The 24,528-nt window shown below is 55.8% G+C and carries 21 protein-coding genes; 8 read left to right on the forward strand and 13 right to left on the reverse strand.

Going from position 1 to position 24,528, the window contains the following annotated elements; all coding sequences use genetic code 11:
- Positions 1-216 precede the first annotated feature (216 nt).
- Together AUK77_RS02040 and AUK77_RS02045 are read right to left on the reverse strand one after the other, a co-directional pair.
- Complete coding sequence (locus AUK77_RS02040; RefSeq protein ID WP_296125619.1) at positions 217-2,379, reverse strand: TonB-dependent receptor; 2,163 nt, start codon at positions 2,377-2,379, stop codon at positions 217-219.
- A gap of 357 nt (positions 2,380-2,736) precedes the next feature.
- Complete coding sequence (locus AUK77_RS02045; protein ID WP_296125620.1) at positions 2,737-3,900, reverse strand: type III PLP-dependent enzyme; 1,164 nt, start codon at positions 3,898-3,900, stop codon at positions 2,737-2,739.
- Positions 3,901-4,381: 481 nt separating this feature from the next.
- On the opposite strand from AUK77_RS02045, the gene AUK77_RS02050 reads away from it, so the two are divergent.
- On the forward strand, positions 4,382-5,965 hold the full coding sequence (locus AUK77_RS02050; protein ID WP_296125622.1) for a peptide chain release factor 3: 1,584 nt from the start codon (positions 4,382-4,384) through the stop codon (positions 5,963-5,965).
- A 389-nt stretch (positions 5,966-6,354) separates the two neighbouring features.
- Here the strand turns inward: AUK77_RS02050 and AUK77_RS02055 are convergent, their stop codons facing one another.
- Complete coding sequence (locus AUK77_RS02055) at positions 6,355-6,741, reverse strand: endonuclease domain-containing protein (RefSeq protein ID WP_296125624.1); 387 nt, start codon at positions 6,739-6,741, stop codon at positions 6,355-6,357.
- 49 nt (positions 6,742-6,790) lie between these two features.
- Here AUK77_RS02055 and AUK77_RS02060 point away from each other — a divergent pair, with 49 nt between their 5' ends.
- A complete protein-coding gene (locus tag AUK77_RS02060; protein ID WP_296125626.1) occupies positions 6,791-7,612 on the forward strand; it encodes a TatD family hydrolase in 822 nt (273 codons plus the stop codon).
- Between the two features lie 147 nt (positions 7,613-7,759).
- On the opposite strand, the gene AUK77_RS02065 is transcribed toward AUK77_RS02060, so the two are convergent.
- Positions 7,760-9,790 (reverse strand): methyl-accepting chemotaxis protein, encoded by a 2,031-nt coding sequence (locus AUK77_RS02065; RefSeq protein ID WP_296125627.1) that lies wholly within the window; start codon positions 9,788-9,790, stop codon positions 7,760-7,762.
- A gap of 229 nt (positions 9,791-10,019) precedes the next feature.
- Between AUK77_RS02065 and AUK77_RS02070 the strand changes: the two genes are divergently transcribed.
- On the forward strand, positions 10,020-10,910 hold the full coding sequence (locus AUK77_RS02070) for an ROK family protein (protein WP_296125629.1): 891 nt from the start codon (positions 10,020-10,022) through the stop codon (positions 10,908-10,910).
- Here AUK77_RS02070 and ampE read toward each other — a convergent pair.
- Together ampE and ampD are read right to left on the reverse strand one after the other, a co-directional pair.
- A complete protein-coding gene (gene ampE, locus AUK77_RS02075) occupies positions 10,903-11,739 on the reverse strand; it encodes a regulatory signaling modulator protein AmpE (protein ID WP_296125630.1) in 837 nt (278 codons plus the stop codon). The genes AUK77_RS02070 and ampE overlap by 8 nt on opposite strands.
- On the reverse strand, positions 11,736-12,293 hold the full coding sequence (gene ampD, locus AUK77_RS02080) for a 1,6-anhydro-N-acetylmuramyl-L-alanine amidase AmpD (RefSeq protein ID WP_296125632.1): 558 nt from the start codon (positions 12,291-12,293) through the stop codon (positions 11,736-11,738). Before ampD ends, ampE begins: the two co-directional genes overlap by 4 nt.
- On the opposite strand from ampD, the gene AUK77_RS02085 reads away from it, so the two are divergent.
- A complete protein-coding gene (locus tag AUK77_RS02085) occupies positions 12,189-12,410 on the forward strand; it encodes a hypothetical protein (RefSeq protein ID WP_296125680.1) in 222 nt (73 codons plus the stop codon). The genes ampD and AUK77_RS02085 overlap by 105 nt on opposite strands.
- Before the next feature lie 77 nt (positions 12,411-12,487).
- Here AUK77_RS02085 and AUK77_RS02090 read toward each other — a convergent pair whose 3' ends face one another.
- Positions 12,488-14,809, reverse strand: coding sequence for a DUF1631 domain-containing protein (locus tag AUK77_RS02090; protein WP_296125634.1), 2,322 nt, complete (start codon positions 14,807-14,809; stop codon positions 12,488-12,490).
- Positions 14,810-15,158: 349 nt separating this feature from the next.
- On the opposite strand from AUK77_RS02090, the gene nadC reads away from it, so the two are divergent.
- A complete protein-coding gene (gene nadC, locus AUK77_RS02095; RefSeq protein WP_296125635.1) occupies positions 15,159-16,007 on the forward strand; it encodes a carboxylating nicotinate-nucleotide diphosphorylase in 849 nt (282 codons plus the stop codon).
- A gap of 80 nt (positions 16,008-16,087) precedes the next feature.
- Here nadC and AUK77_RS02100 read toward each other — a convergent pair whose 3' ends face one another.
- The 6 genes from AUK77_RS02100 to AUK77_RS02125 all read right to left on the reverse strand — a co-directional run bounded on the left by AUK77_RS02100 (position 16,088) and on the right by AUK77_RS02125 (position 20,376).
- Positions 16,088-17,098, reverse strand: coding sequence for an acyltransferase (locus AUK77_RS02100; RefSeq protein WP_296125637.1), 1,011 nt, complete (start codon positions 17,096-17,098; stop codon positions 16,088-16,090).
- A 41-nt stretch (positions 17,099-17,139) separates the two neighbouring features.
- Complete coding sequence (locus AUK77_RS02105) at positions 17,140-18,021, reverse strand: ABC transporter ATP-binding protein (RefSeq protein ID WP_296125639.1); 882 nt, start codon at positions 18,019-18,021, stop codon at positions 17,140-17,142.
- Positions 18,018-18,854, reverse strand: a complete 837-nt coding sequence (locus AUK77_RS02110) for a hypothetical protein (protein WP_296125640.1) — start codon at positions 18,852-18,854, stop codon at positions 18,018-18,020. Before AUK77_RS02110 ends, AUK77_RS02105 begins: the two co-directional genes overlap by 4 nt.
- On the reverse strand, positions 18,851-19,651 hold the full coding sequence (locus AUK77_RS02115) for an ABC transporter permease (RefSeq protein WP_296125641.1): 801 nt from the start codon (positions 19,649-19,651) through the stop codon (positions 18,851-18,853). The genes AUK77_RS02110 and AUK77_RS02115 overlap by 4 nt, the downstream gene beginning before the upstream one ends.
- A gap of 68 nt (positions 19,652-19,719) precedes the next feature.
- Complete coding sequence (locus tag AUK77_RS02120) at positions 19,720-20,172, reverse strand: hypothetical protein (RefSeq protein WP_296125643.1); 453 nt, start codon at positions 20,170-20,172, stop codon at positions 19,720-19,722.
- A gap of 18 nt (positions 20,173-20,190) precedes the next feature.
- Positions 20,191-20,376 (reverse strand): prepilin-type N-terminal cleavage/methylation domain-containing protein, encoded by a 186-nt coding sequence (locus tag AUK77_RS02125; RefSeq protein ID WP_296125645.1) that lies wholly within the window; start codon positions 20,374-20,376, stop codon positions 20,191-20,193.
- A 238-nt stretch (positions 20,377-20,614) separates the two neighbouring features.
- Between AUK77_RS02125 and pilB the strand changes: the two genes are divergently transcribed.
- The 3 genes from pilB to AUK77_RS02140 are packed head-to-tail and all read left to right on the forward strand — an operon-like array spanning position 20,615 to position 24,417.
- A complete protein-coding gene (gene pilB / locus AUK77_RS02130) occupies positions 20,615-22,321 on the forward strand; it encodes a type IV-A pilus assembly ATPase PilB (RefSeq protein ID WP_296125646.1) in 1,707 nt (568 codons plus the stop codon).
- 3 nt (positions 22,322-22,324) lie between these two features.
- A complete protein-coding gene (locus tag AUK77_RS02135) occupies positions 22,325-23,548 on the forward strand; it encodes a type II secretion system F family protein (RefSeq protein ID WP_296125648.1) in 1,224 nt (407 codons plus the stop codon).
- Positions 23,548-24,417: an A24 family peptidase gene (locus AUK77_RS02140; RefSeq protein WP_296125650.1), complete on the forward strand. Its 870-nt coding sequence runs from the start codon at positions 23,548-23,550 to the stop codon at positions 24,415-24,417. Before AUK77_RS02135 ends, AUK77_RS02140 begins: the two co-directional genes overlap by 1 nt.
- Positions 24,418-24,528 lie beyond the last annotated feature (111 nt).

Raw genomic sequence — 24,528 nt, forward strand, 5'->3', positions numbered from 1 at the left:
ACCGTGAAAATTGAATCGTCTTCATGATCAATCCCTCGTATTCGGAGATGTCACGATTCAGTTTAGACCACTGCAACAGTTAACTCAGACAGAGCCATCTTTATTAGATCTGTATTAAGGGATGAAGCCTGAAAAGCGCGATTTAAAAGGCAGAAGGTAGGCGGGAAGAAGGACCATGAGCCCCTGCCTGTATTCAGGGGCTCATGGTGTTATTGCTTAGAAGCTCAGGCGAACACCTACCGCTGCTGTTCTTGGCGCATTGCCGCGCGCACCGTCTGCACCGCGATGGGTAATGGCTTGCTCGTCAAACACGTTATCGAGACGCGCATAAACATCTGCTTGCTCAGTCAGCGGGTAAGTAGCAACCAAGTTCACCGTGAACAGATCATCCGTCTTCAGGAAGCGATCATCCACACCCGAACGCCCGGCAATGGGAGAGGTATAGGACTCGTCGGAATAATTCAACGCCGCATACGCACTCCAGCCACGATCGGCCTCAAGGCCAATTTGCAGCTGACCGATATTTTTTGGGGTGTAATCGATCACATCCCCTTTGAGTACCGCACCGGTGTCAGAGCCACGGGTGTACTCGCCATCGGTGTAGGTGTAGGCCAGGCGCACCGGGACGGTGTAACCACGACCTTGATAAAGATCGGCAAACAGACCCAGTTCAACCCCGTAGACCTCCTTCTCACCGTCTTGCTGACTGCCTTCAACAATGCCACCCGGGCATGGGTTAGCCACCAGGCAGGTACGCACGGCGTTTTGGTAGTCCGTGAGGAAACCAATGGCATCGACCCCGAAGCTGCCACTACGGAAGCGAACACCGCCTTCGTAGTTAAGGCTTTCTTCGCCCTCAGTCCCTTCAGAGGCACCGTTACCCGGTGGAGCAAAGCCTTCATGCACACCAGCCAGCAAGGTCCACTGCTCTGTCAGTGCATAGTTCACGCCCAAGCCAGCGGTCGTGCTGGTCAGGCTATTGGTGGCACGCGCGGCGCGCTGAGCCGGAGTTGCATTGGAGGCGATGTTGGCTTTGGATTCGATGTCTTCGTAACGCAGGATCGGCAACAAGGTCCACTTGCCCACACTGATTCGATCAGCAATCCAGCCGGACCAGGCTTCGCTTTCGCCCTGCTGGGGTGCGCCCAACGTCGTGCGATCATAAACGAGGCGGCCATTGATCTGGCGGTAGACACTGGAGGCACGGCCCTTGACCTGATTCTTTGTGGTGTCTTCATGCCAGCGCACGCCGACCATCAACTCGTGTTCAAGCACACCGGTCGTAAACCAGTGGTCAACCTGAGTCTGTAGCCCCTGACTGATGTATTCCTGATCCCCATGCTGATAACGCACATGGTTGGCATGCGTCGTATCGGCCGTGCCATCGAGCACGCCTTGAATCAAGCCAGCATTGGCCAGCCCGTTGTTGACGATGGAGGTCACGCCACCCAAGTTAACCCCGTTAATCTGGTTGATGCGGTCGTAGTAGCGGTAGGTGTCGCTCCAATAGGCCGTGGTAGTCAACTGGGTGTTATCGGTAAAACCAAACACGTGGCGCAAGCTGGCCGATTTGCGACCGCGGTCCATCTGCTCCAACTCACTCAGACCGTAGCGGCGGTTAGGATCACGCTTGAAATCCTCATCTGTCAGGCCAAGGTAGCTGACGTTTGCGACCTCAACGCCATACAGTAACTTCAGCTCCAACTCCTGGGCATAGGCCGCATCGGCATCGCTGGTCCAGCGCAGCTTACCCATGTATTCCTCAACATCGTGCCCCGCTGAGCGATCAGAGCGGTCGATTTCATGGAAACCGTCACCTTGCGCTTGGTAGGTCTCAACCAGAAAACCCCATTGACCTTCGGTCGCACCGTAATGCGCGTGTAACTTGAGCGCACCAAAAGAGCCGTACTCGGCATTGAGCTTGCCGCCGGCCTTCTCGGGAATTGGCGTGGAGATTAAATTGACCACACCGGACGTGGTGTGCGGACCATGCATCAGAATTTCCGGTCCTTTGAGTACTTCAACGCTGCTCATGCGCCCCATATTGGGAAAGTAGTAGGCCGAGGTATTGGCATAAGGGGCCATAGCAGCCGGGATACCGTCTTCCAACACCGAGATGCGATCGCTGCGACCGCTCGCGGCAGCACGGATGCTGATGCGCGGGAATACCCCTTGACCAACTTCTTCACGGGTATAAACACCCGGCACGCTGCGCAAAACATCGTTGGCGTTGCTGGAGGAAAATTTCTCCAACTCACGCTCGGTGAGCACATAAGCTGAGCCGGTCGAGCTTTGCGGATCTTCCGGGTTGGCAATCACGCTCATCGAGTCAAGCTCTTTGACCTTCTTGCTCTCATCCGCAAACGCGGAAGGCGACATGGCAACTAAGAGGGCCGTAGCGAGGGGGGTTAGGCAGAACGATCGAACGAATGAATAACCATCAGCAGGTAATTTGCATTTGCGCACAAGAATCACTCCTTTTAAGACTGCGCGGATCTTAAATGAGATGCGATCTCAATCAATCTTTACATAGCCTTTACAGGAACTTATTTGTAACAAGATTGTAATGCACTCTCACCGACCCACGCCGCGGCCAGCGCGCGTCGCATAGCAACAGCAGCGCCGGCTGTAGAGCATCGCGTCAGGGTCGACTATGAGCGTTGGTCACACGCGGGGCAGAACGAAAAAAGGCACGGTGCTAAGCCCGTGCCTTCTTGAACCGCAGTGAATACTGCCTTACAGGTAGAACGACTTCAGCGGCGGGAAGCCGTTGAACTCCACGGCGCTGTAACTCGTGGTGTACGCGCCGGTGGACAGCCAGTACAGGCGGTCACCGATGGCCAGGTTGAGCGGCAGGCCGTACTTGTAGTTCTCATACATGATGTCGGCGCTGTCGCAGGTAGGGCCGGCGATGACCACTTCTTCCACTTCGCCTTTTTTCTCGGTCCAGATCGGGAATTTGATCGACTCGTCCATGGTTTCGATCAGCCCGCTGAACTTGCCCACGTCCACGTACACCCAGCGCTCGACGGCGGTGCGCGACTTACGCGCGACCAACACCACTTCGCTGACCAGAATGCCGGCGTTGGCGATCAGCGAACGGCCCGGCTCCAGAATGATTTCCGGCAGGTTGTCGCCAAAGTCTTCCTTGAGGAAACGGATGATTTCCTCGGCATAGGTTTCCAAGCTGTTGGTGCGGGTGATGTAGTTGGCCGGGAAGCCGCCGCCCATGTTGATCAGTTTGAGTTCGATGCCGTCTTCTTCTTTCAAGCGCTCGAAGATCACCTTGACCTTGGCAATCGCCGCGTCCCACACCGAGATATCGCGCTGCTGCGAACCGACGTGGAAGGAGATGCCATACGGCACCAAGCCCAGGTCGCGCGCGAGGATCAGCAGGTCCATGGCCATGTCCGTCTGGCAGCCGAATTTGCGCGACAGAGGCCAATCCGCCGTGGTCGAGCCTTCGGTGAGGATGCGCACATAGACTTTCGCGCCCGGCGCGGCCTTTGCGATATTGCGCAAGTCAGCTTCCGAGTCGGTGGCGAACAGGCGCACGCCCTTCTCAAAGAAGTAACGGATGTCCTTGGATTTCTTGATGGTGTTGCCGTAGCTAATGCGCTCAGGGCCAACACCACGGCTCATCACCTTATCCAACTCGTAGATCGAGGCGATGTCGAAGCTGGAACCCTTTTCCTTGAGCAGGTCGATGATTTCCACAGCCGGGTTGGCTTTGACGGCGTAATACACGCTGGCAAATTCAAAACCCGCGCGCAGGTCGTCGTAGGCCTTGCTGATGATCGAGGTGTCGATCAGTACGAACGGGGTTTCCTGGGTATCAGCGAAAGCTTTCATTCGCTGAAAAGTGGCGGGTGCGTAATAGTCTTCGACCTTGATCGACATGCGTGAGCTCCAGTGGGCAGAACCAGTTAAAACACATTCAGCAGGCGAGCACTGCAACACAGTCACTCGCCCACCGTTCAGGGAGACCTGCGGTGCGCGCAGGCAGAACGTCTGATCAGTTTCCCCATTTTGGTTCGCCTACTTCCCAAGGCTGTGTCGCCGAGGATTGTCTATATAGAGGACAACCTCTCGTCGTCAGTACTTGAGCCGGATGGATCGTTGCCAGCATGGACGTTCGGGCGCGAACTTTAGGGCCATGGGGAGCCGAGATCAATCAAAAAATGCCGTGCTTTTGACCCCCTTTGTCGCCTTATTGACTGAACGTTTTATATTCAAAACAAAACGTTATGGAATGCTGCACAAGCCACGCTAAATCACTGTTTTGTCACGCTGACTTCAGGTCGCCGCGCGGGCCGACGTTTACCGTTATAATCGCCGCCTTTTTTGACAGACCGACTCTTCAGTCGACGGATTCCGCACAATGACCCTCCAGGCCACCGAAGTCGGCAAACGCCGCACATTCGCGATCATCTCCCACCCCGACGCCGGTAAGACCACCATTACCGAAAAGCTCTTGTTGATGGGCAAGGCGATTGCCGTGGCCGGTACGGTGAAGTCGCGTAAATCCGACCGCCATGCGACGTCCGACTGGATGGAAATGGAGAAACAGCGCGGCATCTCGATCACCACCTCGGTGATGCAGTTCCCGTATCGCGAGCACATGATCAACCTGCTCGACACCCCCGGCCACGAAGACTTCTCCGAAGACACCTACCGCACCCTGACCGCAGTGGACAGCGCGCTGATGGTGCTCGACGGTGGTAAAGGCGTTGAGCCACGCACCATCGCCTTAATGGACGTGTGCCGCCTGCGCGACACGCCGATTGTCAGCTTCGTCAACAAACTCGACCGTGATATCCGCGACCCGATTGAGCTGCTCGACGAGATCGAAGCAGTCCTCAAGATCAAAGCCGCGCCTATCACCTGGCCAATTGGTTGCTACAAAGACTTCAAGGGCGTTTATCACCTGGCCGATGACTACATCATCGTCTACACCCCCGGCCACGGCCACGAGCGCACCGATGTGAAAATCATCGAAAAACTCGACTCCGACGAAGCCCGCGCCCACCTCGGTGATGAGTACGAGCGCTTTATCGAGCAGTTGGAGTTGGTGCAGGGTGCTTGCCATGAATTCAATCAAGAAGAGTTCATGAACGGCCAACTGACCCCGGTGTTCTTCGGCACCGCGCTGGGCAACTTCGGCGTTGATCACGTGCTGGATGCCGTGGTGAATTGGGCACCCAAGCCGCTGGCACGGGTGGCCAACGAGCGCACCGTGGAGCCGGTGGAAGAGAAGTTCAGCGGCTTCGTGTTCAAGATTCAGGCGAACATGGACCCCAAACACCGCGACCGCATCGCCTTTATGCGCATCTGCTCGGGCAAATACAGCCAGGGCATGAAGATGCGCCACGTGCGCACCGGCAAGGACGTGCGCATCGGCGACGCCCTGACCTTCTTCTCCAGCGAGCGTGAAATGCTGGTTGAAGCCTACGCTGGCGACATCATCGGCCTGCACAACCACGGCACCATCCAGATCGGCGACACCTTCACCGAAGGCGAAGCACTGGGCTTCACCGGCATCCCGCACTTTGCCCCGGAACTATTCCGCCGCGTGCGCCTGAAAGACCCGCTGAAGTCCAAGCAACTGCGCCAAGGCTTGCAGCAATTGGCCGAAGAAGGCGCGACCCAGGTGTTCTTCCCCGAGCGCAGCAACGACATAGTCCTCGGCGCCGTCGGTGTGCTGCAGTTCGACGTGGTCGCCAGCCGCCTGAAAGAGGAATACAAGGTCGAGTGCGCCTACGAGCCCATCACCGTGTGGTCGGCGCGCTGGATCGAATGCAGCGATAAGAAGAAGCTAGAAGAGTTTTCCAACAAAGCCGTGGAAAACCTCGCACTGGATGGCGGCGGCCACCTCACCTACCTGGCCCCGACGCGGGTCAACCTGGCGCTGATGGAAGAACGCTGGCCGGACATCAAATTCCGCGCCACGCGCGAGCATCACTAAACCGCACCACCCTCTCCCCAACCCTCTCCCGCAAGCGGGAGAGGGAGCCGAACGCGGCAAGCCGTCGATCTGCTACCTGCCTCACGTGCGCTGGCGACATGCGATTTTGCGTCATGCATCCCCTTCCAAAACGACACGGCTAGCTCCCCTCGCCCGCTTGCGGGAGAGGGAGCCGAACGCGGCAAGCCGTCGATCTGCTACCGGCCTCACGTGCGTTGGCGACATGCGATTTTGCGTCATGCATCCCCTTCCAAAACGACACGGCTAGCTCCCCTCGCCCGCTTGCGGGAGAGGGAGCCGAATGTGACAAGCCGTCGATCTGCTACCTACCTCACGTGCGTTAGCGACGCGCGATTTTGCGTCATGCATCCCCTTCCAAAACGACACGGCTAGCTCCCCTCGCCCGCTTGCGGGAGAGGGGCTGGGGGAGAGGGCTGATTTTGCTCCACCCGCAAACGCAATCGCTCAAGCACAGCATCCGTTTGCAGCAATACTTCATGATTCCAGAAACGCAAAACATCAAAACCTTGCGTTCGCAGCCAACAATCACGCCGCTGGTCATACACAAATTGCTCGGCGTGCTGACCGCCGTCCAACTCGATGATCAGGCGCATCTCCAAGCAAACGAAATCAACAATGTAACGACCTAGCGGCTTTTGCCGATTGAACTTCAGCCCCATAAAGCGATGGGCGCGCAGTTGATACCAAAGACACCGCTCTGCCTCGGTCATCTCACGCCGCAGCGTTCTGGCACGCTCCCTAATCAGCCCGCCCATAAGCTACCCTGCTCCCTGCAAAGACCACTGTTTGAGCAAACACTAGACCATGCACCTGATCGACACCCACACCCACCTAGATTTCCCCGACTTCGACGCTGATCGCGGCGAACTGCTGGCCCGCTGCCGCGATCTGGGCGTCGCGCGCCTGGTGGTGTTAGGCGTGCATCAGGCCAATTGGCAGCGTGTGTGGGATCTGGCACAGGCAGAAGACAGCCTGTACGCCGCCTTCGGCCTACACCCCGTGTATCTGATAGAGCATCGCCCGGAGCACCAGAGCGAACTGCGTGACTGGCTGACCCGCTACGCCGGGCATCCCAAGCTCTGCGCCGTGGGCGAGATCGGCCTGGACTACTTTCTCGACACGCTGGACCGTGAGCAGCAACAGCGGCTGTTCGAAGCTCAACTCAAGCTCGCCATCGAATTCGAGCTGCCTGCACTGCTCCACGTGCGCCGCGCCCATGCCGCGACCATCGCCACGCTCAAACGCTTAAAACCGGGCCGTGGCGGCATCATCCATGCGTTTGCTGGCAGCCTTGAAGAAGCCCGCGAATACCTCAAACTCGGTTTCAAACTGGGTCTTGGCGGCGCACCCACCTGGCCACAAGCCTTGCGCCTGCGCAAAGTGGTCGCACAACTGCCGCTGGAGGCCATCGTGCTGGAAACCGACGCCCCTGACATGGCTCCCGCCATGTACCCCTACCAGCGCAACAGCCCGGAATACCTGCCAGCGATTTGCACAGCCCTGGCCGAATTGCGCTGCATCAGCCCCGCCGAGCTGGCCAGCGCCAGCAGCCGCAATGCGGCGCATTTATTTGGTTGGGAGGCTGACGCAACCACCGTAGCCCGGGTGCAATTCGAGAACAGTTAACGACTGGCACCGCTCCCGGATTTCAGCCGGGCTACTGCCTGCCCGCCATGGCCAAGCGGGTGTGACTTTAAGACCCAGCGCATCGCTAAACTCAACTGCAAAAAAGCCCGTCAACTCGACGGGCTTTTGATTTGCGTACGGCTTTATCTAAACGCGGAACGCACCAATCAGCTGCTTGAGCTGCGCCACCAAGGCGGACAGTTCACGGCTGGCTTGCTCGGTCTGGTTCGCGCCTTCGGCGGTTAGCTCACCGGCCTGGCTGATCTGCACGATGTTTTGATCAATGTCCTGCGCGACAGCCGTTTGCTCTTCAGCAGCGGTGGCAATCTGCTGGTTCTGATCAACGATCATACCCACAGCGCCGAGTATGTTTTCCAACGCCTGCTGCACTTTGGACGACTCGCTGACCGTGTTGTCGGCCATCTGGTGGCTGGTATTCATGGCTTTAACCGCTGCGCTCACGCCGCTTTGCAGTTTGGCAATCATGGACTCGATTTCTTCGGTGGACTGCTGAGTGCGCTTGGCCAGGTTACGTACTTCGTCGGCAACGACGGCAAAACCACGCCCCTGTTCACCGGCACGTGCGGCCTCAATGGCAGCATTGAGCGCGAGCAGGTTGGTTTGCTCAGCAATGCCTTTGATCACATCCAACACCTGGCTGATCGAAGCGCTGTCGCTGGCCAATTTGTTGATCACTGAAACCGATTGGTCGATTTCACTGGCCAAACGCTGAATGCTGCCAACCTGGGACTCGACCAGCACGCGGCCATTTTCAGTTTCATGGTTCACGCTTTGCGCGCTGCCCACCGCTGCCGCTGCGCTGCTGGCCACCTCCTGCGCGGTAGCAGACATCTGATTCATGGCGGTAGCAACCTGATCAATCTGCCCACGCTGGCCAGCCACGGCATTGTTGCTCTCGCCCGATACGTGCTGCACACGATCTGCTTGGCGCTCAACCTCTACAACCGTCTGCCCGACGCGCTCAATCAGTTGGTGAATCTTGCTCACCGTCTCGTTAAACACCTCGCCCAACTCGCCCAACTCATCACGGCTCTGGGCTTTGAAGCTGACCGTCATGTCGCCGGCAGCCACCTGATTCATCACCCGACCGAGGCTTTTCAGGGTGCCGCGAATCGATACATAAAAGCCGCTGTACAGATACACAATCAGCAGGAACACCACTGCCAGCGCAGCGACCAGCAGCACCATTTGCGAGCGATTTTCTAGCAGGCGCACCTGCAGTTGCTGCTCAAGGTACTCAAGCACAGCGCTGTTGAGTTGATAGGTTTGATCCATCGCACTGCTGACGTCGGTATAGAACTGCCCCCAAGGCGTATCCAGCGAGTCGGCAATAACCACTTGATCTTCAAATATCACCGCACTGGTTTTGAGCGTTTCAAGGCTGTTTGCGGCCTGAGTGGCCAAGGCGGCACGGGCTTGCGCGCTGCTGTTGAGCGTGGCTTGCAGGGTCAAACCGTACTCTGCGTGCAGTTTTTCCAGCTCCAGCAGCAACTCATCAAAAGCAGTACTGGCCGAGGAATTAAGAAAGCCCTGCGCCAGCGAGTACGCACCGATGGCTCGCCCTTCACTTAGCGTTGCGGTGACCGTGGGCGTTGCAACAGTCACCAACTCAACCATCTGCCGGACAGCGCCGTCGCGGTCCTGGCTAAGCCCCGCCTGATTGGCCACCAGCTTGATAAGCACCTGCGAGGAGCCCAGCAGCTTTTCGGCCAGAGCAATCTTGCCTTGCAGTGAAGTTTCATTTTTGATCGCTTCTAGCTCAGCGATCAGCTCATCACGCTTGCTGTTGAATTCTTCAATCTGCTCCGCTTCATGCACCACAGCGGCGAAACTCTGCAGGGAGGTGGCGATAGAATCATGCAGACGGTTCAGGCGTGAATCCAAATCACCACCCTGACCGGACTGACCGATCATGGCGTTAATTTCGGTGAGGTCGACGTAATCCTCAAGATTGCGCCGTAGCAGCAGGCTCTCGCTAAGCAAATCGATGCTTTCAAGCGCTGCCTGGGTGCTGATGAATTGGCGATAGGAGTCGCGCACCAGATAGAAATTGGTGACCAGCATAGGCATAAAGAACAGCACACTGATCAGGCTGAATTTCATCCCGAAACTGAGGCGGTTCATAAGCGCGATGGCCGGATACAACACGGTCTTCACAGGGCGTCTCCAGTTCTAATTATTGTCATAGTAGGCACAACGTAGCCGCAGAGAATCTCAAACTGCGGCAAACCTGTCTTCTTCTGCTCGACCTGTGGCGTGTGGATCAGCAGAGCAAATAAAGGCAGATTAGCGTGACCAATACCTCACTAAACAGTTGAGGTCGGCGCTATGTATACCTTTTATCGACCTCTTCCTATGTAACTTAAGGTTAATGATGCGAAGCAACATGAAATTCGGCGTGGACCTAGGCGGTACAAAAATCGAAATCATCGCCCTCGATAACGGCATCCAACGCCTGCGTCGTCGTGTGCCCACACCCCAAGGGGACTATCAGCAGACCGTCGCGGCTATTGCCAGCTTAGTTGAAGATTGCGAGCGTGAAATGGGCCAGCAAGGCTCCCTTGGCGTGGGCATTCCGGGCACACGCTCACCGGATCACGGCCGAATAAAAAACGCCAACTCACAGTGCCTGATTGGCCAAGACTTACAGGGTGATCTTGAGCAGCGCCTGCAACGTCCCGTGCGCCTGGCCAACGATGCTGACTGTTTTGCCCTGTCTGAAGCGTGCGACGGTGCTGGTGCCGGGGCGCACAGTGTATTCGGGGTAATTCTGGGGACTGGCGTGGGCGGAGGTCTGGTTATTGGTCAACAGTTGCTCGGCGGGCCCAATGCCATTACCGGCGAATGGGGCCACAACCCCCTGCCCTGGCGACGCGAAGACGACGGGCCGATACGTCGTTGTTATTGTGGCAAGGATGACTGTATCGAAACATTTCTCAGTGGCCCGGGCTGGGCGGCACGCAGCGCGCTGGGGCTGGATGCCAGCGCCTTGGTCAGCGCAGCGCACAGCGGCCATGCGGCGGCGCAGCAAGCGCTTTCACGCTATTGCGATCAACTGGCGCGCGGACTGGCCTCTGTGATCAACCTGATTGACCCCTACGTCATCGTGCTGGGCGGCGGCCTGTCCAATACGTCTGAGCTGTATCAACAGGTGCTGCCGCTGTTACCCAAGTACGTGTTTTCAGATCAGGTCAATACGCGCCTGGTACAGGCTCGCCATGGCGATTCCAGTGGCGTTCGCGGGGCGGCCTGGCTGTGGAATGACGAGTTCAGATGAGCAGAATCCACACCGCAAAGGCGGCGTACCAAAGCATTGCCGCACGCACCAAGAGCTGCCAAAGACTGTCCAGCGTACTCACGCCAGCTTCACCAATCACCGGTTCTGGCGTTTCCCCCGCCGCACGCGCACTGATGATGACCAACTGCGCCGCGCTGATGTCCCAGCTCAACAGTTCGTGCAGCAACGCCCGGCTAACGCTGGCAAAGTTGCCGACCAAGGCAAAGCTGGAGGCCAGCACACGCACGGGCAGCCAATCAAAGCCATGGCGCAATTGCACCGCGGCTTCGCGCAGGGTAGGCGTGGTGCTGTGCTCCACCGCCAAGGCAATCAAGCGATAAGCCAGCGCGGCCATGGGCCCGAGCAATGCGTACCAAAAAATCACCGCAAAAAAACTCTGATAGGCCTGCCATACCAAATGTCCCTGCACGCCTTTGAGCAGGGAGGCTTCGTCCTCTGCTTCGACCGACAGATCGCGTCGCGCCACCAGATAAGCGGCTTCCGCATCGCCACGCCGCCAGCTGTCACGGAACGGCCCCAGCGCTGCCAGTACATCGCCGCGACCCAGGCTGTAAATCACCACCAACACATGCACAGGCAATACCAGCCAGCCGTAAGCCAGAGGTTCTAACAGCCACAGCACCAGCCCCAACAACAACACCGGCGCAAGCACCAGCACGGCCAGCGCCAACCACGGCTGATGCTCAGTACGAGGCTTGCCTTCTACCGTCGCAAGTAAGCCCAACCATGGACCGTCCTGTTGAACCTTGTTGCGCAACGAGGAAAATTTTTCCACCCAAAGCACTAGCAACAGCACCAGAAAATTCATCTCGTCTCCTTAACCAACGTCATGCGCACACGCGACCAGTCAAATGCCGGCCCCGGATCAGTTTTGCGCCCTGGGGCAATATCACTGTGACCACAAATCCGCTCCAGCGTAATGGCTGGGTAAACCGCTTGCAGCTCGCGCGTCAACGCAATCAATGCGACATATTGCAGCTCAGTAAAAGGCACATCATCGGTGCCTTCCAGCTCAATACCTACGGAGAAATCATTGCAGTTGTCTCGCCCCTCAAAGCAGGACTGCCCCGCATGCCAGGCGCGCTCGTTGCAGGAAACAAACTGAGTGACGCCACCGCCACGCTCTATCAAAAAATGCGCCGACACCGTCATGCTGGCTATACCCGCAAAATAGGGGTGCTCGTTGCCATCCAAATGATTCTGGAAAAAAGCCTTCACCTTCCCTGTGCCAAATTGGCCCGGCGGCAGGCTGATGTTATGGATAACCAGCAAAGATACTTCGGCCAGCGGCCGCTGATTGAAGTTGGGGGACGGGCAGTGCTCAACACCTTCGCACCAGCCACTGGAGGGATCCAGCCGCATAACAAGCTCCTTGAACGAGCCTTCACTCTAGAGCAGCGGCGCTTTAAGGCCAAGCGTGAGCAGATCCGTAGGTTGGCGTTGAGCGAAGCGAAGCCCAACAACGCGCCCAAAATCTAGCTGCATAAACCCAAACAAAAACGCCGCCAAGGTATTAGCCGAGGCGGCGTCATGTTTGTGGCTGATAAGGCGACGAATCACGCACCTTTGAGTTTGCGTAAATTGCCAATCACCGACTCCAGCGCCCGATCAAACAACAAGGCGTCATCAAGCAGGCGAATGGCGTTGCGGCGGAACTCCACCGCCAAGCCCATACGGGTTTTCTCCAACACCTTCATGCCCGTGCGGTTGACGAAAATAAACTTGCCGGTGGGTTTGATCACCGCCGCCAGCTTGCAACGCAACTTATGCTCGTCATCTTCCTGAAACTCGACCCAACTGCCGACGTGCAGGTTGTCCACTTTCAACAACGCCTCATCGTCATCCGGCAGACAGATCTCCGGTTCAGCCGGGCGCAACTCACCGGGTGCGAGCAGAATAATCTCTTCAACCACCTCGACCATCGCTGGCGCTTCAACCGCCTCAGCCTCCGGCAGCACCAACAATGGCAACTCCAACTCGACAGCGGATTGGGCACTGAGTGACGCAGACTCGTCCTCACTGCCTGCGACGGCAATAACATCGATGGCCGGTTGCTCGGCGGCCATATTGCGCTTGAAGCGCTGGAAAGCCTGCACATGCAGCGCCTCCAGTTGATTGAAAAACTCACCCATGGAGAACGGATCAAACGCCGCACTCGCCATGCCTTCACGCAGCGCCTTGAGCAGCCCCGGCACCATCTCCAGCAAACGCATGCGCGCTTCTGGCTCCTCGTGAGGCTCCACACTCCACACCAAATCATCCATGGTCGCCAGCGCCGCATGCCACTCCGGCGAGGTCACACCGTGCTTCAGGCATGTAAGCATCAACACCTTGCTCCACGCCTCCTGCAGCAAACGCACCACCACCTCCGGCAGAGTTTTACCGAGCAGTCGCTCGTTCAACGCCTGCTCCACTTCTCGCCGGGCCATGGCGGCTTTTGCGCTGCCTTCCTCGGCGTCGCGGGTGCGTTGTTCCAGCAACTCACTGCGCCGACGCTCATCGCCGGTAAAGGCGGTAAATTCCGCCAGCAATTCGGAAAAAATCAGCGGATCATCGACAAAGTCATTAAGCAGTCGCTGCACCACCTGCTCGATCTTCTGGTACAGGCTGTCGCGCTGTGTATCGTCCTGCTCACCCCAACCCAGGGCCGCCGAGGCGATTTCATTAAGCAGGCGGCGCGCCGGATGGCTGCCACGGCTGAAGAAGGTTTTGTCGATCACAGCCACTTTCAGCATGGGGATCTGCAAGCGCCCGATCAGCGCTTTGAGCGAGTCCGGCAGCGTGCGGTCATCGAGAATAAACTCGAAGAGCATCGACACTAGGTTGATCACATCCTCATCAACCTCGCCTACCACACGGGCTTTACCCGCCTTGGCACTGGCGCGCGTCAGCAGACCTTCTAGTTGCTCGCGCAGATCAAAATCGTCGCTCACCTGCGCAGGCGCACGCTGCTGCATGTGCGACAGCAGGCGCATCAAATCATTGGTGGAAATCGGCAAGGCATCAGCCGGGCGATTGCGGCGTGGTGCCAATGTGCCGCGCGCCTCGGACAACAACGCCTGCAACGCGCCAAACACTTCCTGCACGCCCTCATCGGCAAACTCTGCTGCAAAGCCAGCCTCCGCATCCTGACGCGCAGAACCCGCAGCCGCACTCGGCCGTGACGGATTACGCCGTACCGGTGCGCTTTGCAGTTCGGGTAATACACCGGCATCAATCAGCGCTTGATTAGCCTCGCCATAGAGCTGATCCAGTCCGCTGAGTACGTACTTTTCATAGAGTTTGAGAATGATCAGCTTGACGCGGATCTCAACGCCCAAATCACTGCAGGCATCCAGAAAGAACGCGCACAAACAGGTCGGCCCGAGCGGGTTGCTCTTGTCATCCAACTTGCGACTGACCATCGCATTGATGCGCGTGGTCAGGTGGCTCAGCGCCGTGGCGTCACGGCTCATCACCTTGGCCACCATCGACTCCAGCGCCACCGACTCTTCCAGCGCATCGTTTTGCACCAGAGACAACGAATCGAAAGACACTGCATCTAGTGGTGCCGGTTTGCCAATCTCGTATTGATTGAGCGTGGCGAAGGCTTCAAAAACCTTCTGCAGAAAGCCGCGCTCGATGTTTTTACGCTTTAAACGCAAATCGCGCATCGCCTCAAAAAAGGCATTCTGCTCAGCATTGCTAGTCGCACGATCGGCCATTTCAAACAGCGTATCGTCGGCATTATCAAACAGCGCCTGCAACGAAGCCTTGAGCTGTTGAGCCGCTTTGTCACGCACATTTGTTAGCGCCACAGGCAGTCTTCCTACCGGCGAAGTGGGTGATAGCTTAGGGCTCACCTTGCTCAGATGAACCACATTCGCATCAGTCTTCATTGCGAGTCTCCTGCAGACTGCCCCTCTTGGGCGAACCGATCTGCACAGCGATCAACTGAGCGTCATCCGTAACGTCAAAGGCCTGGCGTCAACAAATACCACCTTAAAAGTAAAGCCATTATAGGGATGCACACGCACATACCAAGCTGACTTTTCTCACAGACATGACCCAGATCACAGATGCAGCCCGGCAGCTTCCCAACGGCTAGCTACAGACGACCAGCTGCCGCTCAATCAGCCACCAACCTCGCACTAAAGACACCCACAGCATAGCCAGCCTAACGCGCAAACACTGCGCAAATGCCCTGCAATCCCTATAATCGGCGCATTCTGCTGACTGGAGCCTGCCATGCCTAACCTTATCCTTGCCGACCTCGCCGCTGAAATCGAGGCCAATGTGCGCGTTGCACTGGCAGAGGACATCGGCAGCGGCGACATCACCGCCCAGCTCATCCCCGCCAAACGCCAGGCACATGCCAAGGTCATCACCCGTGAAGCAGCGGTGATCTGTGGCACCGCTTGGGTGAATGAGGTATTCCGCCAACTGGATGCTCAGGTAAAGGTGCACTGGCATATACAGGATGGCCAGCGCGCCGAAGCCAATCAGGTGCTCTTCGAGTTACAAGGTCCGGCACGCGCCCTGCTCAGCGGCGAACGCAGCGCCCTGAACTTCCTGCAAACCCTGTCTGCCGTGGCCACTCGCTGCCAACACTACGCAGATTTAGTCGCAGGCACCTCCGTGAAACTGCTCGACACCCGCAAAACCCTGCCCGGGCTGCGCGTGGCACAAAAGTACGCCGTGACCCAAGGCGGCTGCCACAACCACCGTATCGGCCTTTACGACGCCTTCCTTATCAAGGAAAACCACATCGCCGCCTGCGGCGGCATCGCCCAAGCAATAACCGCCGCGCACAAAATCGCCCCCGGCAAACCCGTGGAAGTTGAAGTGGAGAGTCTGGAAGAGCTGCGCCAGGCCTTGGATGCAGGAGCCGACATCATCATGCTGGATGAGCTGAGCTTGGAGGAAATGCGTGAAGCCGTAACCCTCACCGCTGGCCGCGCAAAACTTGAAGCCTCAGGCGGCGTAAACGAAAGCACCTTACGTGCGATCGCCGAAACTGGCGTGGATTACATCTCGATCGGCGCACTGACCAAGGATGTAAAGGCAGTGGATTTGTCGATGCGGCTGAGCCTCTAGAAAACCTACTGAGCGGCTCGGACTTGTCGTGCAGATGAGAATAATCAACTGCAAAAAATCAAAATGTACAGCGCCACACTTTAGCGACTCTTACGCCACACGCTAATGGGCTTTTCAAGCAAATACCAACTCAAAACAGCCAATATAAAAGCCACCAGCACACCTACCCCAATCGTGACAGGCCACGGATACTCTGCTTTTATAAATTGCATCACGGGATAATGAAATAAATATAACCCATAGGAAATTTTCCCAATGAAAACCAACCATGACTTACCCAGCACCACAGACAATATGCACCCTGGCTGCTGAACAACCCACAAAACAGAAAGAACGGTTAGTATCTCTACGACCGTCAAGCCATAACCTAATCGCCATGCCTGACCATGATCGGGCAGTATCAGTAAAAGCAGTAGCAATATCAGCAGAGGCAAAAAAAGGCTGCTCACACGTTTTAAATCTGGCAATAAATTTGGCGGCACCCAAGCCACAGCAACACCTAGCAGCAAACCACTGATACGCAGATCAAAGCGATAATAAAGCGTCCCTGAATACGCCGCGTAAACCCAATAAAAACGCCACGCAGTTACGAGCACAGCCAATAGCAGGAAAACTCGCCAAACAAGCGCTCCCGCCACACCACGCATTAAAAAAAGACACAGCACAGGCAACAAAAGGTAGAAGCGTTCTTCAATACCCAGTGACCACGTGTGAGCCATATATTGCGGACCATCGCCAAAGACCAAAGCAATATCAGCGAGGTATAGAAGTACAGCAAACACATCACGCAGGTGAAAGAAATAATCTGGCCAAATCTGTGGCGCAATCAGTGCATACAACGCAACCAACACCACAAGCGGTGGCATCAAACGCCATAAGCGGCGGCGATAAAAGCGCTTTAAGTTCAAAGCGCCATACGCGCTGTATTCGGCTAATAACAAACGTCCAATCAGAAAGCCGCTCAACACAAAAAAAATGTCTACACCAAGATTGGCACCCGGTAGAAAAGGGACATCGGCGTGAAACACCATGACCAATGCGATGGCCACGGCACGCAGGCCATCAAGGGCTGGCACGTAATCAAGCGCCAACGTCCTTCCAACCTGTCCGCCTGAACTCAACACTGGCTCACTTATGGGAGCACCAATCCTTCAAAGACATTTTCCAACGTGCTCTGCGGGTGTGCGTCAATCAACACAGCCCCACACTGCTCGAGCTGCACCAGCAACGCCGCAAGCTGCTCACGCGGACACATGCCTTTCCAGATACGCTGCGCGTCAGGCCGAAAACCCTCAATCGCCGTATCACCGTGATACCGCACAACCAGCATATTCTGACTGGCCAACATATCGGCCATGGATTGCTGGGCGACGATTCGCCCTTGGTTAATCATCACAAAACGATCAGCCAAACGCTCAACGTCATGCAGGATGTGCGTGGAGAAAAAAAGCGTACCGCCTTGCTGACGGTATTCCTGCATCAGGTCAGCCACTTGCCTACGCCCAACAGGGTCCAGCCCTGACATGGGCTCGTCCAGCACCAGCAATTCAGGCCGAATAGCAAATGCATGAGCAAGGGCGGTTCGCTGCGTCATGCCCTTGGAGAGATTGCGAATACGCTTATCGGCGGCGTAGGCAATGCCCAACTTATCCAGCCACAACTCAGTGCGCCGGGTATTCTCTTGCCCACGAATACCATGCAGACGTAAACCTGCCGACAACACTTCACGCGGGGTCAGTTGCTCATACAGATAAGGATTTTCCGGTACATAACCCACACCAGCGCGCGAGAGGGGATCTTCTGCCGAGCGCCCCATCAGCAAGGCTGCGCCAGATTCGGCACGGATAGCACCGAATAGGATCTTGATCGTTGTACTTTTACCCGCACCGTTCTGGCCGATAAAACCCACCGACTCGCCAGCGGCGACCGTAAAGCTCACATTATCAAGGGCTTTGACTTCCCGCCCCTTTAGCTTGAATCGTTTGATCAAGCCCGCCACTTCAACCAGATTCATTCTTGCTTCCGTATGTCGATATGGTCAGCCACCTGCAACTCACCGCTGGCGTCAAGCGTGTAACCTGCACCCAGCGGATCCTCAGGGAAAACCTTAAGCCCACCATAGCCAATCAGCTGCTCCCAGGCAGTGGGCAGTTTGCCTTGATGTTGCTGCTGGTAATCAGCCAATGCTACGCGCAGTGCCAGCAAACCCTCCAGGCGCGCAATACGCCAACCCAGGAGCTGGCGAAAATCCTTGTCGGTACTTTGCGCATACATATTGCGCAATACATCCAACGCCACCGCAGAGTCATTCTGCCGCTCATACCAAGCCGCAGCCATGCTACGCAAAGCTGGAGCATTACGAGGATGCCGCTGTGCAGCAACCTCCGCCCACTGCCCTGCCCGGGTCATGTCGCGTTCAAAATACATGGCGTTAAACGCGTAATAAAACGCTGGCCACATATCCCAAGTGCGAGCCTCTGCAGCCTTAATCAGCACCGCCTGCCCCGCGTCAACCTGATCGTTCCACGGTAGTATCGCGGCCGCCAGGTAGTAATTATCTTCATGTAAAGGATTGAAGCGCGCAGCGTCTACCTGCAACTGCCCCTGAATACGATAGGTCTCCCGCTCGGTCACTGCCGTATCCACCACCACACTGCGAAATACATTAAGATTCGCCGCCAGATAGGGGTCACCGCCCGAATAGAGTAATTGCACCAACAACGGTAGGCGCACCCGCAGCACCTCAAGACGCTGATCCAAGCGTTGATGGTCATGCAAACGCAGGCCGCTGTAGGCAAAAGCGCCCCAACACAAAACAACCACCAACAGAGGACGCCACAGACTCATGTGAAGTTGCGCCGCTGAAAGACCACTGCAGCCAGCGTCATAAGCAGCGCGATATAAGCGATTGCGTTGAGTGCAGCCAGCCCCATTGCCGGTAAATCGGGAGTCAACCCGTATAACGCCAGCGCCCTCCAGTCCAGCCGCGACAAATCGGGCAGCCAAGCATAAGCATGTTCCAGCACAGGGCTAAACATGGCTTCATGCAAGGGATCAGACCGCGCGCTACGCAAGTGGCTAATAGTTGGACCCAGCCCACGAGCAGCGAGAGCAAAAGCAAACCCCAGCAGCAACGGTAAATAAGGGGTAGTAGAAATACTGGCCAATAAAATGGCAAAAGCTGTAACCACCAGCAGATCTAACCAGATACCCAGCAGCGCCATCACATAGGGCATGCCCAGCGCAGGAGGCTGCAGCTGCGGATGGCTAGAACCAAATAGATACAGCACCAGCCATAACGCCAGGCCGACGAAAACCAGTGCGCCTGCGCTTAAGAAAGCGACGGCGAAAAAACGGGAAAACAGGAACTGGCTTCGGGTAATCGGGTATGCAAGCAAAAAGTAGATAGTTTTGCGCTCTATATCACGAGCCAGCAAATCCTGCACCCAAAGCAATGCCATTAACAGCAGTACAAAACGCAACCCGCTCAGCCCCACATCCAAGGCTACCGTCAACGGCTGGCGTCCGGAAAAATTACCCGCCAGCAACGCCGCACCCAGCAGTACCAACGTGATCAGCAGCAGGATACGAAATCCTTGCCCCCGCACTCCTGCCCGCACGCCTAAGGCTGCTAACTCAAACATCTTTAATCATCCATAACAAAAACAAAGACTCCCCAGTAAAGGGGAGTCATTAAAAGCACTTGTAACAATTACGGCGTAGTAGAAATACCGCAACCGTTTGCATTGGCTAGGTTAAGAGTACCAGTCACTACCGCTTTGGCTGCCAAGAGCGCTTCGGTCTTGGCAATCTGAGGACCACACTGGGACACGCTACCGCCTACTGAAGAGCCGGTGAAGACGACGTAGCCTTTATTCGAGCCGGCAACAGCACCAAAGCGATTAGTTCCTGCAAGATCACTTACACCGGCGGCAACGTTGGCAGACAAAGTGCTTTCGAAATTGTTTTTAACGAAACCGGTACGACCTTGAATAGCAGTCACAGCAAACTGCTCTGCCAGGTTGATGTTGGTAGCATCACCAGCCCTGAACGATAAATAACCATCGACCAGCTGTTTGGCCGTTGGGGTGGTAGCACCACCAGCAAAAACACCAGTAGAGGCAAAGAGGCCAGCAACTAAGGAAGCAGCGATAATTTTTTTCATGATCTCAGTCACCTTGAATTAGTTAGAGTTGGCGATGGCGCCGGTCAGCAAATTGCGCGCATCGGACTGAGCGGACTTGTCATAGCCCTTGGCTTGGTAGTCCTGGAACTGAGGAATAGCAACCGCGGCGAGAATACCGATAATTGCAACCACGATCATCAGCTCAATCAGGGTAAAACCCTTCTGGCTCTTGTTCGACTTCATAGTGTTCTCCTAAATAGGTTTTTAACGTAGCCATTTGGCTCGTACCTGCATTCCATACAAATGACGTGCCAACTCGCAAAACCTGCAGAACGCAGACAAAACCACTTTTCACCACCCATACAGGCGCACCACAGGTTAAAAAATGACGTTTTTTGTCACATCAATGTCACGCAGTGGCACCTTGGACACTTCTCGTTTATAAGTTGTGGCCACACAACGGCCTGCAACGTGACCCCCTATGAACGACGCCCCCGCTCTAACCGGCCTGGTTCGCCAACTGGTGCTTGCTGAAATCATCGATGAAAAAACCGCCCTAAAAGCGGCCCAGCAGGCTCAGCGCAACAACATCCCCCTGGTGACTTACCTGGTGCAAAACAAGCTGGCCAACAGCCGGCAAATTGCCGCGCAAGCCGCGGAGCAGTTTGGCGTACCGCACATGGACCTGGCCTCACTCGACCGCGAAGCCCAGCCCAAAGAACTGATCAGCGAAAAACTGGCCCGTAAGCATCGCGTAATCCCACTCTGGAAGCGCGGCAATAAGCTGTTTATCGGCATCTCCGACCCGACCCAGCAACAGGCCATTACTGACATTCAGTTCAGCACCGGCATGAACACGGAAATGGTCATGGTCGAAGATGACCGCCTGGATGCGGCCATTGATCAGTATTTCGACAACGGCAATAAAACTACGGCCGGCATGGGTGACATCGACCTCGACGAAGGCCTGGAGTTTGAAAACGAAGCGGAAGGCAGCGACGATAACACCAGCAACAACGACAGCGATGACGCCCCTGTGGTGCGTTTCGTCAACAAGATGCTGCTGGACGCCATCAAAAGCGGCTCATCCGACCTGCACTTTGAGCCTTACGAAAAGACCTACCGCGTACGCTTTCGCACCGATGGCATTCTGCAGGAAATCGCCCGACCGCCCATACAGCTCGCACCTCGTATTTCCGCGCGCCTGAAAGTTATGGCGGGGCTGGACATTTCCGAACGGCGTAAGCCACAGGATGGGCGCATCAAAATGCGCATTTCCAAGAGCAAATCTATCGATTTTCGTGTCAGCACCTGCCCAACCCTGTGGGGCGAGAAAATCGTGATGCGGATTCTTGACTCTGCCAGCGCACAGATGGGCATTGATGCGCTCGGCTACGAAGAGGACCAGAAAGAACTGTATATGGCCGCACTGAAGCAGCCACAGGGCATGATCCTGGTGACCGGCCCAACAGGTTCAGGCAAAACAGTATCGCTTTACACGGGGTTAAACATCCTCAACACAGTGGACGTGAACATCTCCACCGCCGAAGACCCGGTTGAAATCAACCTTGAAGGCATTAACCAGGTTAACGTCAACCCCAAGCAAGGCATGGACTTTACTGCCGCACTGAAGTCCTTCCTGCGCCAAGACCCCGACATCATCATGGTGGGGGAAATACGTGACCTGGACACTGCCTCTATCGCCGTGAAGGCCGCGCAAACGGGCCACATGGTGATGTCAACGCTGCACACCAACAGCGCGGCAGAAACCCTAACACGCCTGCGCAACATGGGTGTGCCCTCGTTCAACATCGCCACCTCGGTCAACCTGATCATCGCCCAGCGCCTTGCGCGCAAGCTGTGCAGCCACTGCAAAAAAGAAGTGCAGGTACCACGCGAAACGCTGATTGAGGAGGGCTTCCCTGTCGACCAGATCGGTAAATTCAAGATTTATGGCCCCGTCGGCTGCGACATTTGCAACGGGGGATACAAAGGCCGTGTTGGTATTTATGAAGTAGTTAAAAACACGCCTTCGCTGCAACGGATTATCATGGAGGAAGGCAACTCGATTGATATTTCCATCCAGATGCGTAAAGACGGCTTTAATGACCTGCGTACCTCGGCCCTGCTGAAGGCCATGCAAGGCGTGACCAGCCTCGAAGAAGTGAACCGCGTCACTAAGGACTAACCCATGGCGACCAAAGCGACTCAGCCCAGCACGTTTCAGTGGGAAGGCAAAGACAAGAAAGGCAATAAACTCAAGGGTGAGGTTAACAGCACCTCGGCGGCCTTGGTCAAAGCCCATCTTCGCACGCAAGGCATCTCCGCAAACAAAGTTAAAAAGAAGCCCAAATCTTTATTCGGCGGGGCAGGCAAGAAAATAACCCCAATGGAGATCGCGCTATTTACACGCCAAATGGCCACAATGATGGGTGCTGGCGTACCGCTTCTTCAGGCGTTCGACATTATTGGCGAAGGTTTTGAAAATGCCAATATGCGCACACTCATCGCCAATGTTAAGCAGGAAGTTTCAGGCGGCAATAGTTTAGCAACCTCACTGCGTAAATTCCCCAATCACTTTGATGACCTCTATTGCAACCTAGTGGATGCCGGCGAGCAATCTGGCGCATTGGAAATGCTGCTGGACAGAGTGGCAACCTATAAAGAAAAGACTGAAGCACTCAAAGCCAAAATCAAAAAAGCCATGACCTACCCCATCGCGGTTATTGTTGTGGCATTTGTTGTGACCGCCATTTTGCTGATTAAAGTAGTACCTACATTCCAAGGTGTTTTTGCCGGCTTTGGCGCGGAATTACCTGCATTCACCCTGATGGTTATTGGCATGTCCGAATTTATGCAGAAGTGGTGGCTTTTAATCATCTTGGGGCTTTTCGCAACTGGCTATGGGCTTAAAACCCTGCATCAAAAAAGTGAAAAGTTTCGCGATGCGTCTGATAAGGCCAAGCTTAAACTGCCTATCGTAGGCAGCATTTTGTTTAAGGCAACTGTTGCACGTTTTGGTCGCACGCTAGCCACCACTTTTTCGGCAGGTGTACCACTGGTCGAAGCACTTGACTCTGTCGCGGGTGCTACCGGCAACGTTGTTTTCCGGACTGCGGTTAATCGTATAAAACAGGATGTATCCAGCGGCATGCAGTTAAATTTTGCAATGCGCAATACCGGTATATTTCCGGCTATGGCGGTGCAAATGGCAGCCATCGGTGAGGAGTCCGGATCACTGGACGCTATGCTGGATAAAGTTGCCAGCTACTATGAAGCGGAAGTTGACAACGCGGTGGACAACCTTACTACGTTACTAGAACCTCTCATTATGGCCGTGCTTGGTGTATTAGTGGGCGGATTAATTATTGCTATGTACCTCCCTATATTTAGCCTGGGCGGCGTAATCGGTTAATGCAAAACTTACCAATGCTCTCCGAGCACTCAATTGTATTTTTAACTTCCGCGCTAGTGCTTGGCCTGTTAATCGGCAGCTTTCTCAACGTTGTGGTGTATCGCTTGCCAATCATGATGCAGCGCGATTGGCGTGAGCAGGCGCGGGAGATTTTGCAGTTGCCCGCGGAGCCTGAGGCGGACACCTTTAATCTGGTATTGCCCAACTCACAATGCCCGCACTGCGACCATGAAATTCGGCCGTGGGAAAATATCCCGCTGTTTAGTTACCTGTTTCTGCGCGGCAAGTGCTCAAGCTGTAAAGCGCCAATTAGCCTGCGCTACCCCGCCGTGGAGTTAGCCTGCGGCGTGCTGTCGGCGTATGTGGCCTGGCATTTTGGCTTTACCTGGCAGGCGGGTGGCATGCTGTTGCTGACCTGGGGCTTGCTTGCAATGAGCCTGATTGATGTTGACCACCAATTGCTGCCGGATTCGCTGGTGCTGCCGCTGCTTTGGTTGGGCTTGATCGTCAACAGTTTTGGCTTAATCACCGACCTGGAAACAGCGCTATGGGGCGCGATAGCTGGTTATTTAAGCCTGTGGTCGGTGTATTGGCTGTTTAAGCTGGTCACGGGCAAGGAAGGCATGGGCCATGGCGACTTTAAGCTACTGGCCATGCTCGGTGCGTGGGGCGGCTGGCAGGTTTTGCCGCTGACCATTTTGCTGTCTTCTCTGGTGGGCGCCGTGTTGGGCACCATTATGCTGCGGATGCGCAATGCAGAAACCAGCACACCGATTCCATTCGGCCCATATCTGGCGATTGCAGGTTGGATTGCCCTGCTGTGGGGTGAACAGATCACCGCCCGCTACTTGCAGATTGTAGGGTTCTGATCGCATCGCCGCTAAAGCGCCTCCCACAACTGGTTGTGTTGCCTGCACGAGTGCGGGTTGTCTCACTATGTGTGGGAGGGGCTTTAGCCGCGACCGTTGAAGCCGTACGAC

The organism is Pseudomonas sp. Ga0074129, from assembly GCA_001465025.1.
In the GTDB taxonomy this organism is placed as follows: domain Bacteria; phylum Pseudomonadota; class Gammaproteobacteria; order Pseudomonadales; family Pseudomonadaceae; genus Aquipseudomonas.

Excerpts from the sequence above, each read along its gene's own strand:
- AUK77_RS02040 (WP_296125619.1), bottom strand. The coding sequence starts at position 2,379 with ATGTCGCCTTCCGCGTTTGCGGATGAGAGCAAGAAGGTCAAAGAGCTT.
- AUK77_RS02045 (WP_296125620.1), bottom strand. The coding sequence starts at position 3,900 with ATGTCGATCAAGGTCGAAGACTATTACGCACCCGCCACTTTTCAGCGA.
- AUK77_RS02050 (WP_296125622.1), top strand. The coding sequence starts at position 4,382 with ATGACCCTCCAGGCCACCGAAGTCGGCAAACGCCGCACATTCGCGATC.
- AUK77_RS02055 (WP_296125624.1), bottom strand. The coding sequence starts at position 6,741 with ATGGGCGGGCTGATTAGGGAGCGTGCCAGAACGCTGCGGCGTGAGATG.
- AUK77_RS02060 (WP_296125626.1), top strand. The coding sequence starts at position 6,791 with ATGCACCTGATCGACACCCACACCCACCTAGATTTCCCCGACTTCGAC.
- AUK77_RS02070 (WP_296125629.1), top strand. The coding sequence starts at position 10,020 with ATGAAATTCGGCGTGGACCTAGGCGGTACAAAAATCGAAATCATCGCC.
- ampE (WP_296125630.1), bottom strand. The coding sequence starts at position 11,739 with ATGAATTTTCTGGTGCTGTTGCTAGTGCTTTGGGTGGAAAAATTTTCC.
- AUK77_RS02085 (WP_296125680.1), top strand. The coding sequence starts at position 12,189 with ATGGATAACCAGCAAAGATACTTCGGCCAGCGGCCGCTGATTGAAGTT.
- ampD (WP_296125632.1), bottom strand. The coding sequence starts at position 12,293 with ATGCGGCTGGATCCCTCCAGTGGCTGGTGCGAAGGTGTTGAGCACTGC.
- AUK77_RS02090 (WP_296125634.1), bottom strand. The coding sequence starts at position 14,809 with ATGAAGACTGATGCGAATGTGGTTCATCTGAGCAAGGTGAGCCCTAAG.
- nadC (WP_296125635.1), top strand. The coding sequence starts at position 15,159 with ATGCCTAACCTTATCCTTGCCGACCTCGCCGCTGAAATCGAGGCCAAT.
- AUK77_RS02105 (WP_296125639.1), bottom strand. The coding sequence starts at position 18,021 with ATGAATCTGGTTGAAGTGGCGGGCTTGATCAAACGATTCAAGCTAAAG.
- AUK77_RS02110 (WP_296125640.1), bottom strand. The coding sequence starts at position 18,854 with ATGAGTCTGTGGCGTCCTCTGTTGGTGGTTGTTTTGTGTTGGGGCGCT.
- AUK77_RS02115 (WP_296125641.1), bottom strand. The coding sequence starts at position 19,651 with ATGTTTGAGTTAGCAGCCTTAGGCGTGCGGGCAGGAGTGCGGGGGCAA.
- AUK77_RS02120 (WP_296125643.1), bottom strand. The coding sequence starts at position 20,172 with ATGAAAAAAATTATCGCTGCTTCCTTAGTTGCTGGCCTCTTTGCCTCT.
- AUK77_RS02125 (WP_296125645.1), bottom strand. The coding sequence starts at position 20,376 with ATGAAGTCGAACAAGAGCCAGAAGGGTTTTACCCTGATTGAGCTGATG.
- pilB (WP_296125646.1), top strand. The coding sequence starts at position 20,615 with ATGAACGACGCCCCCGCTCTAACCGGCCTGGTTCGCCAACTGGTGCTT.
- AUK77_RS02135 (WP_296125648.1), top strand. The coding sequence starts at position 22,325 with ATGGCGACCAAAGCGACTCAGCCCAGCACGTTTCAGTGGGAAGGCAAA.
- AUK77_RS02140 (WP_296125650.1), top strand. The coding sequence starts at position 23,548 with ATGCAAAACTTACCAATGCTCTCCGAGCACTCAATTGTATTTTTAACT.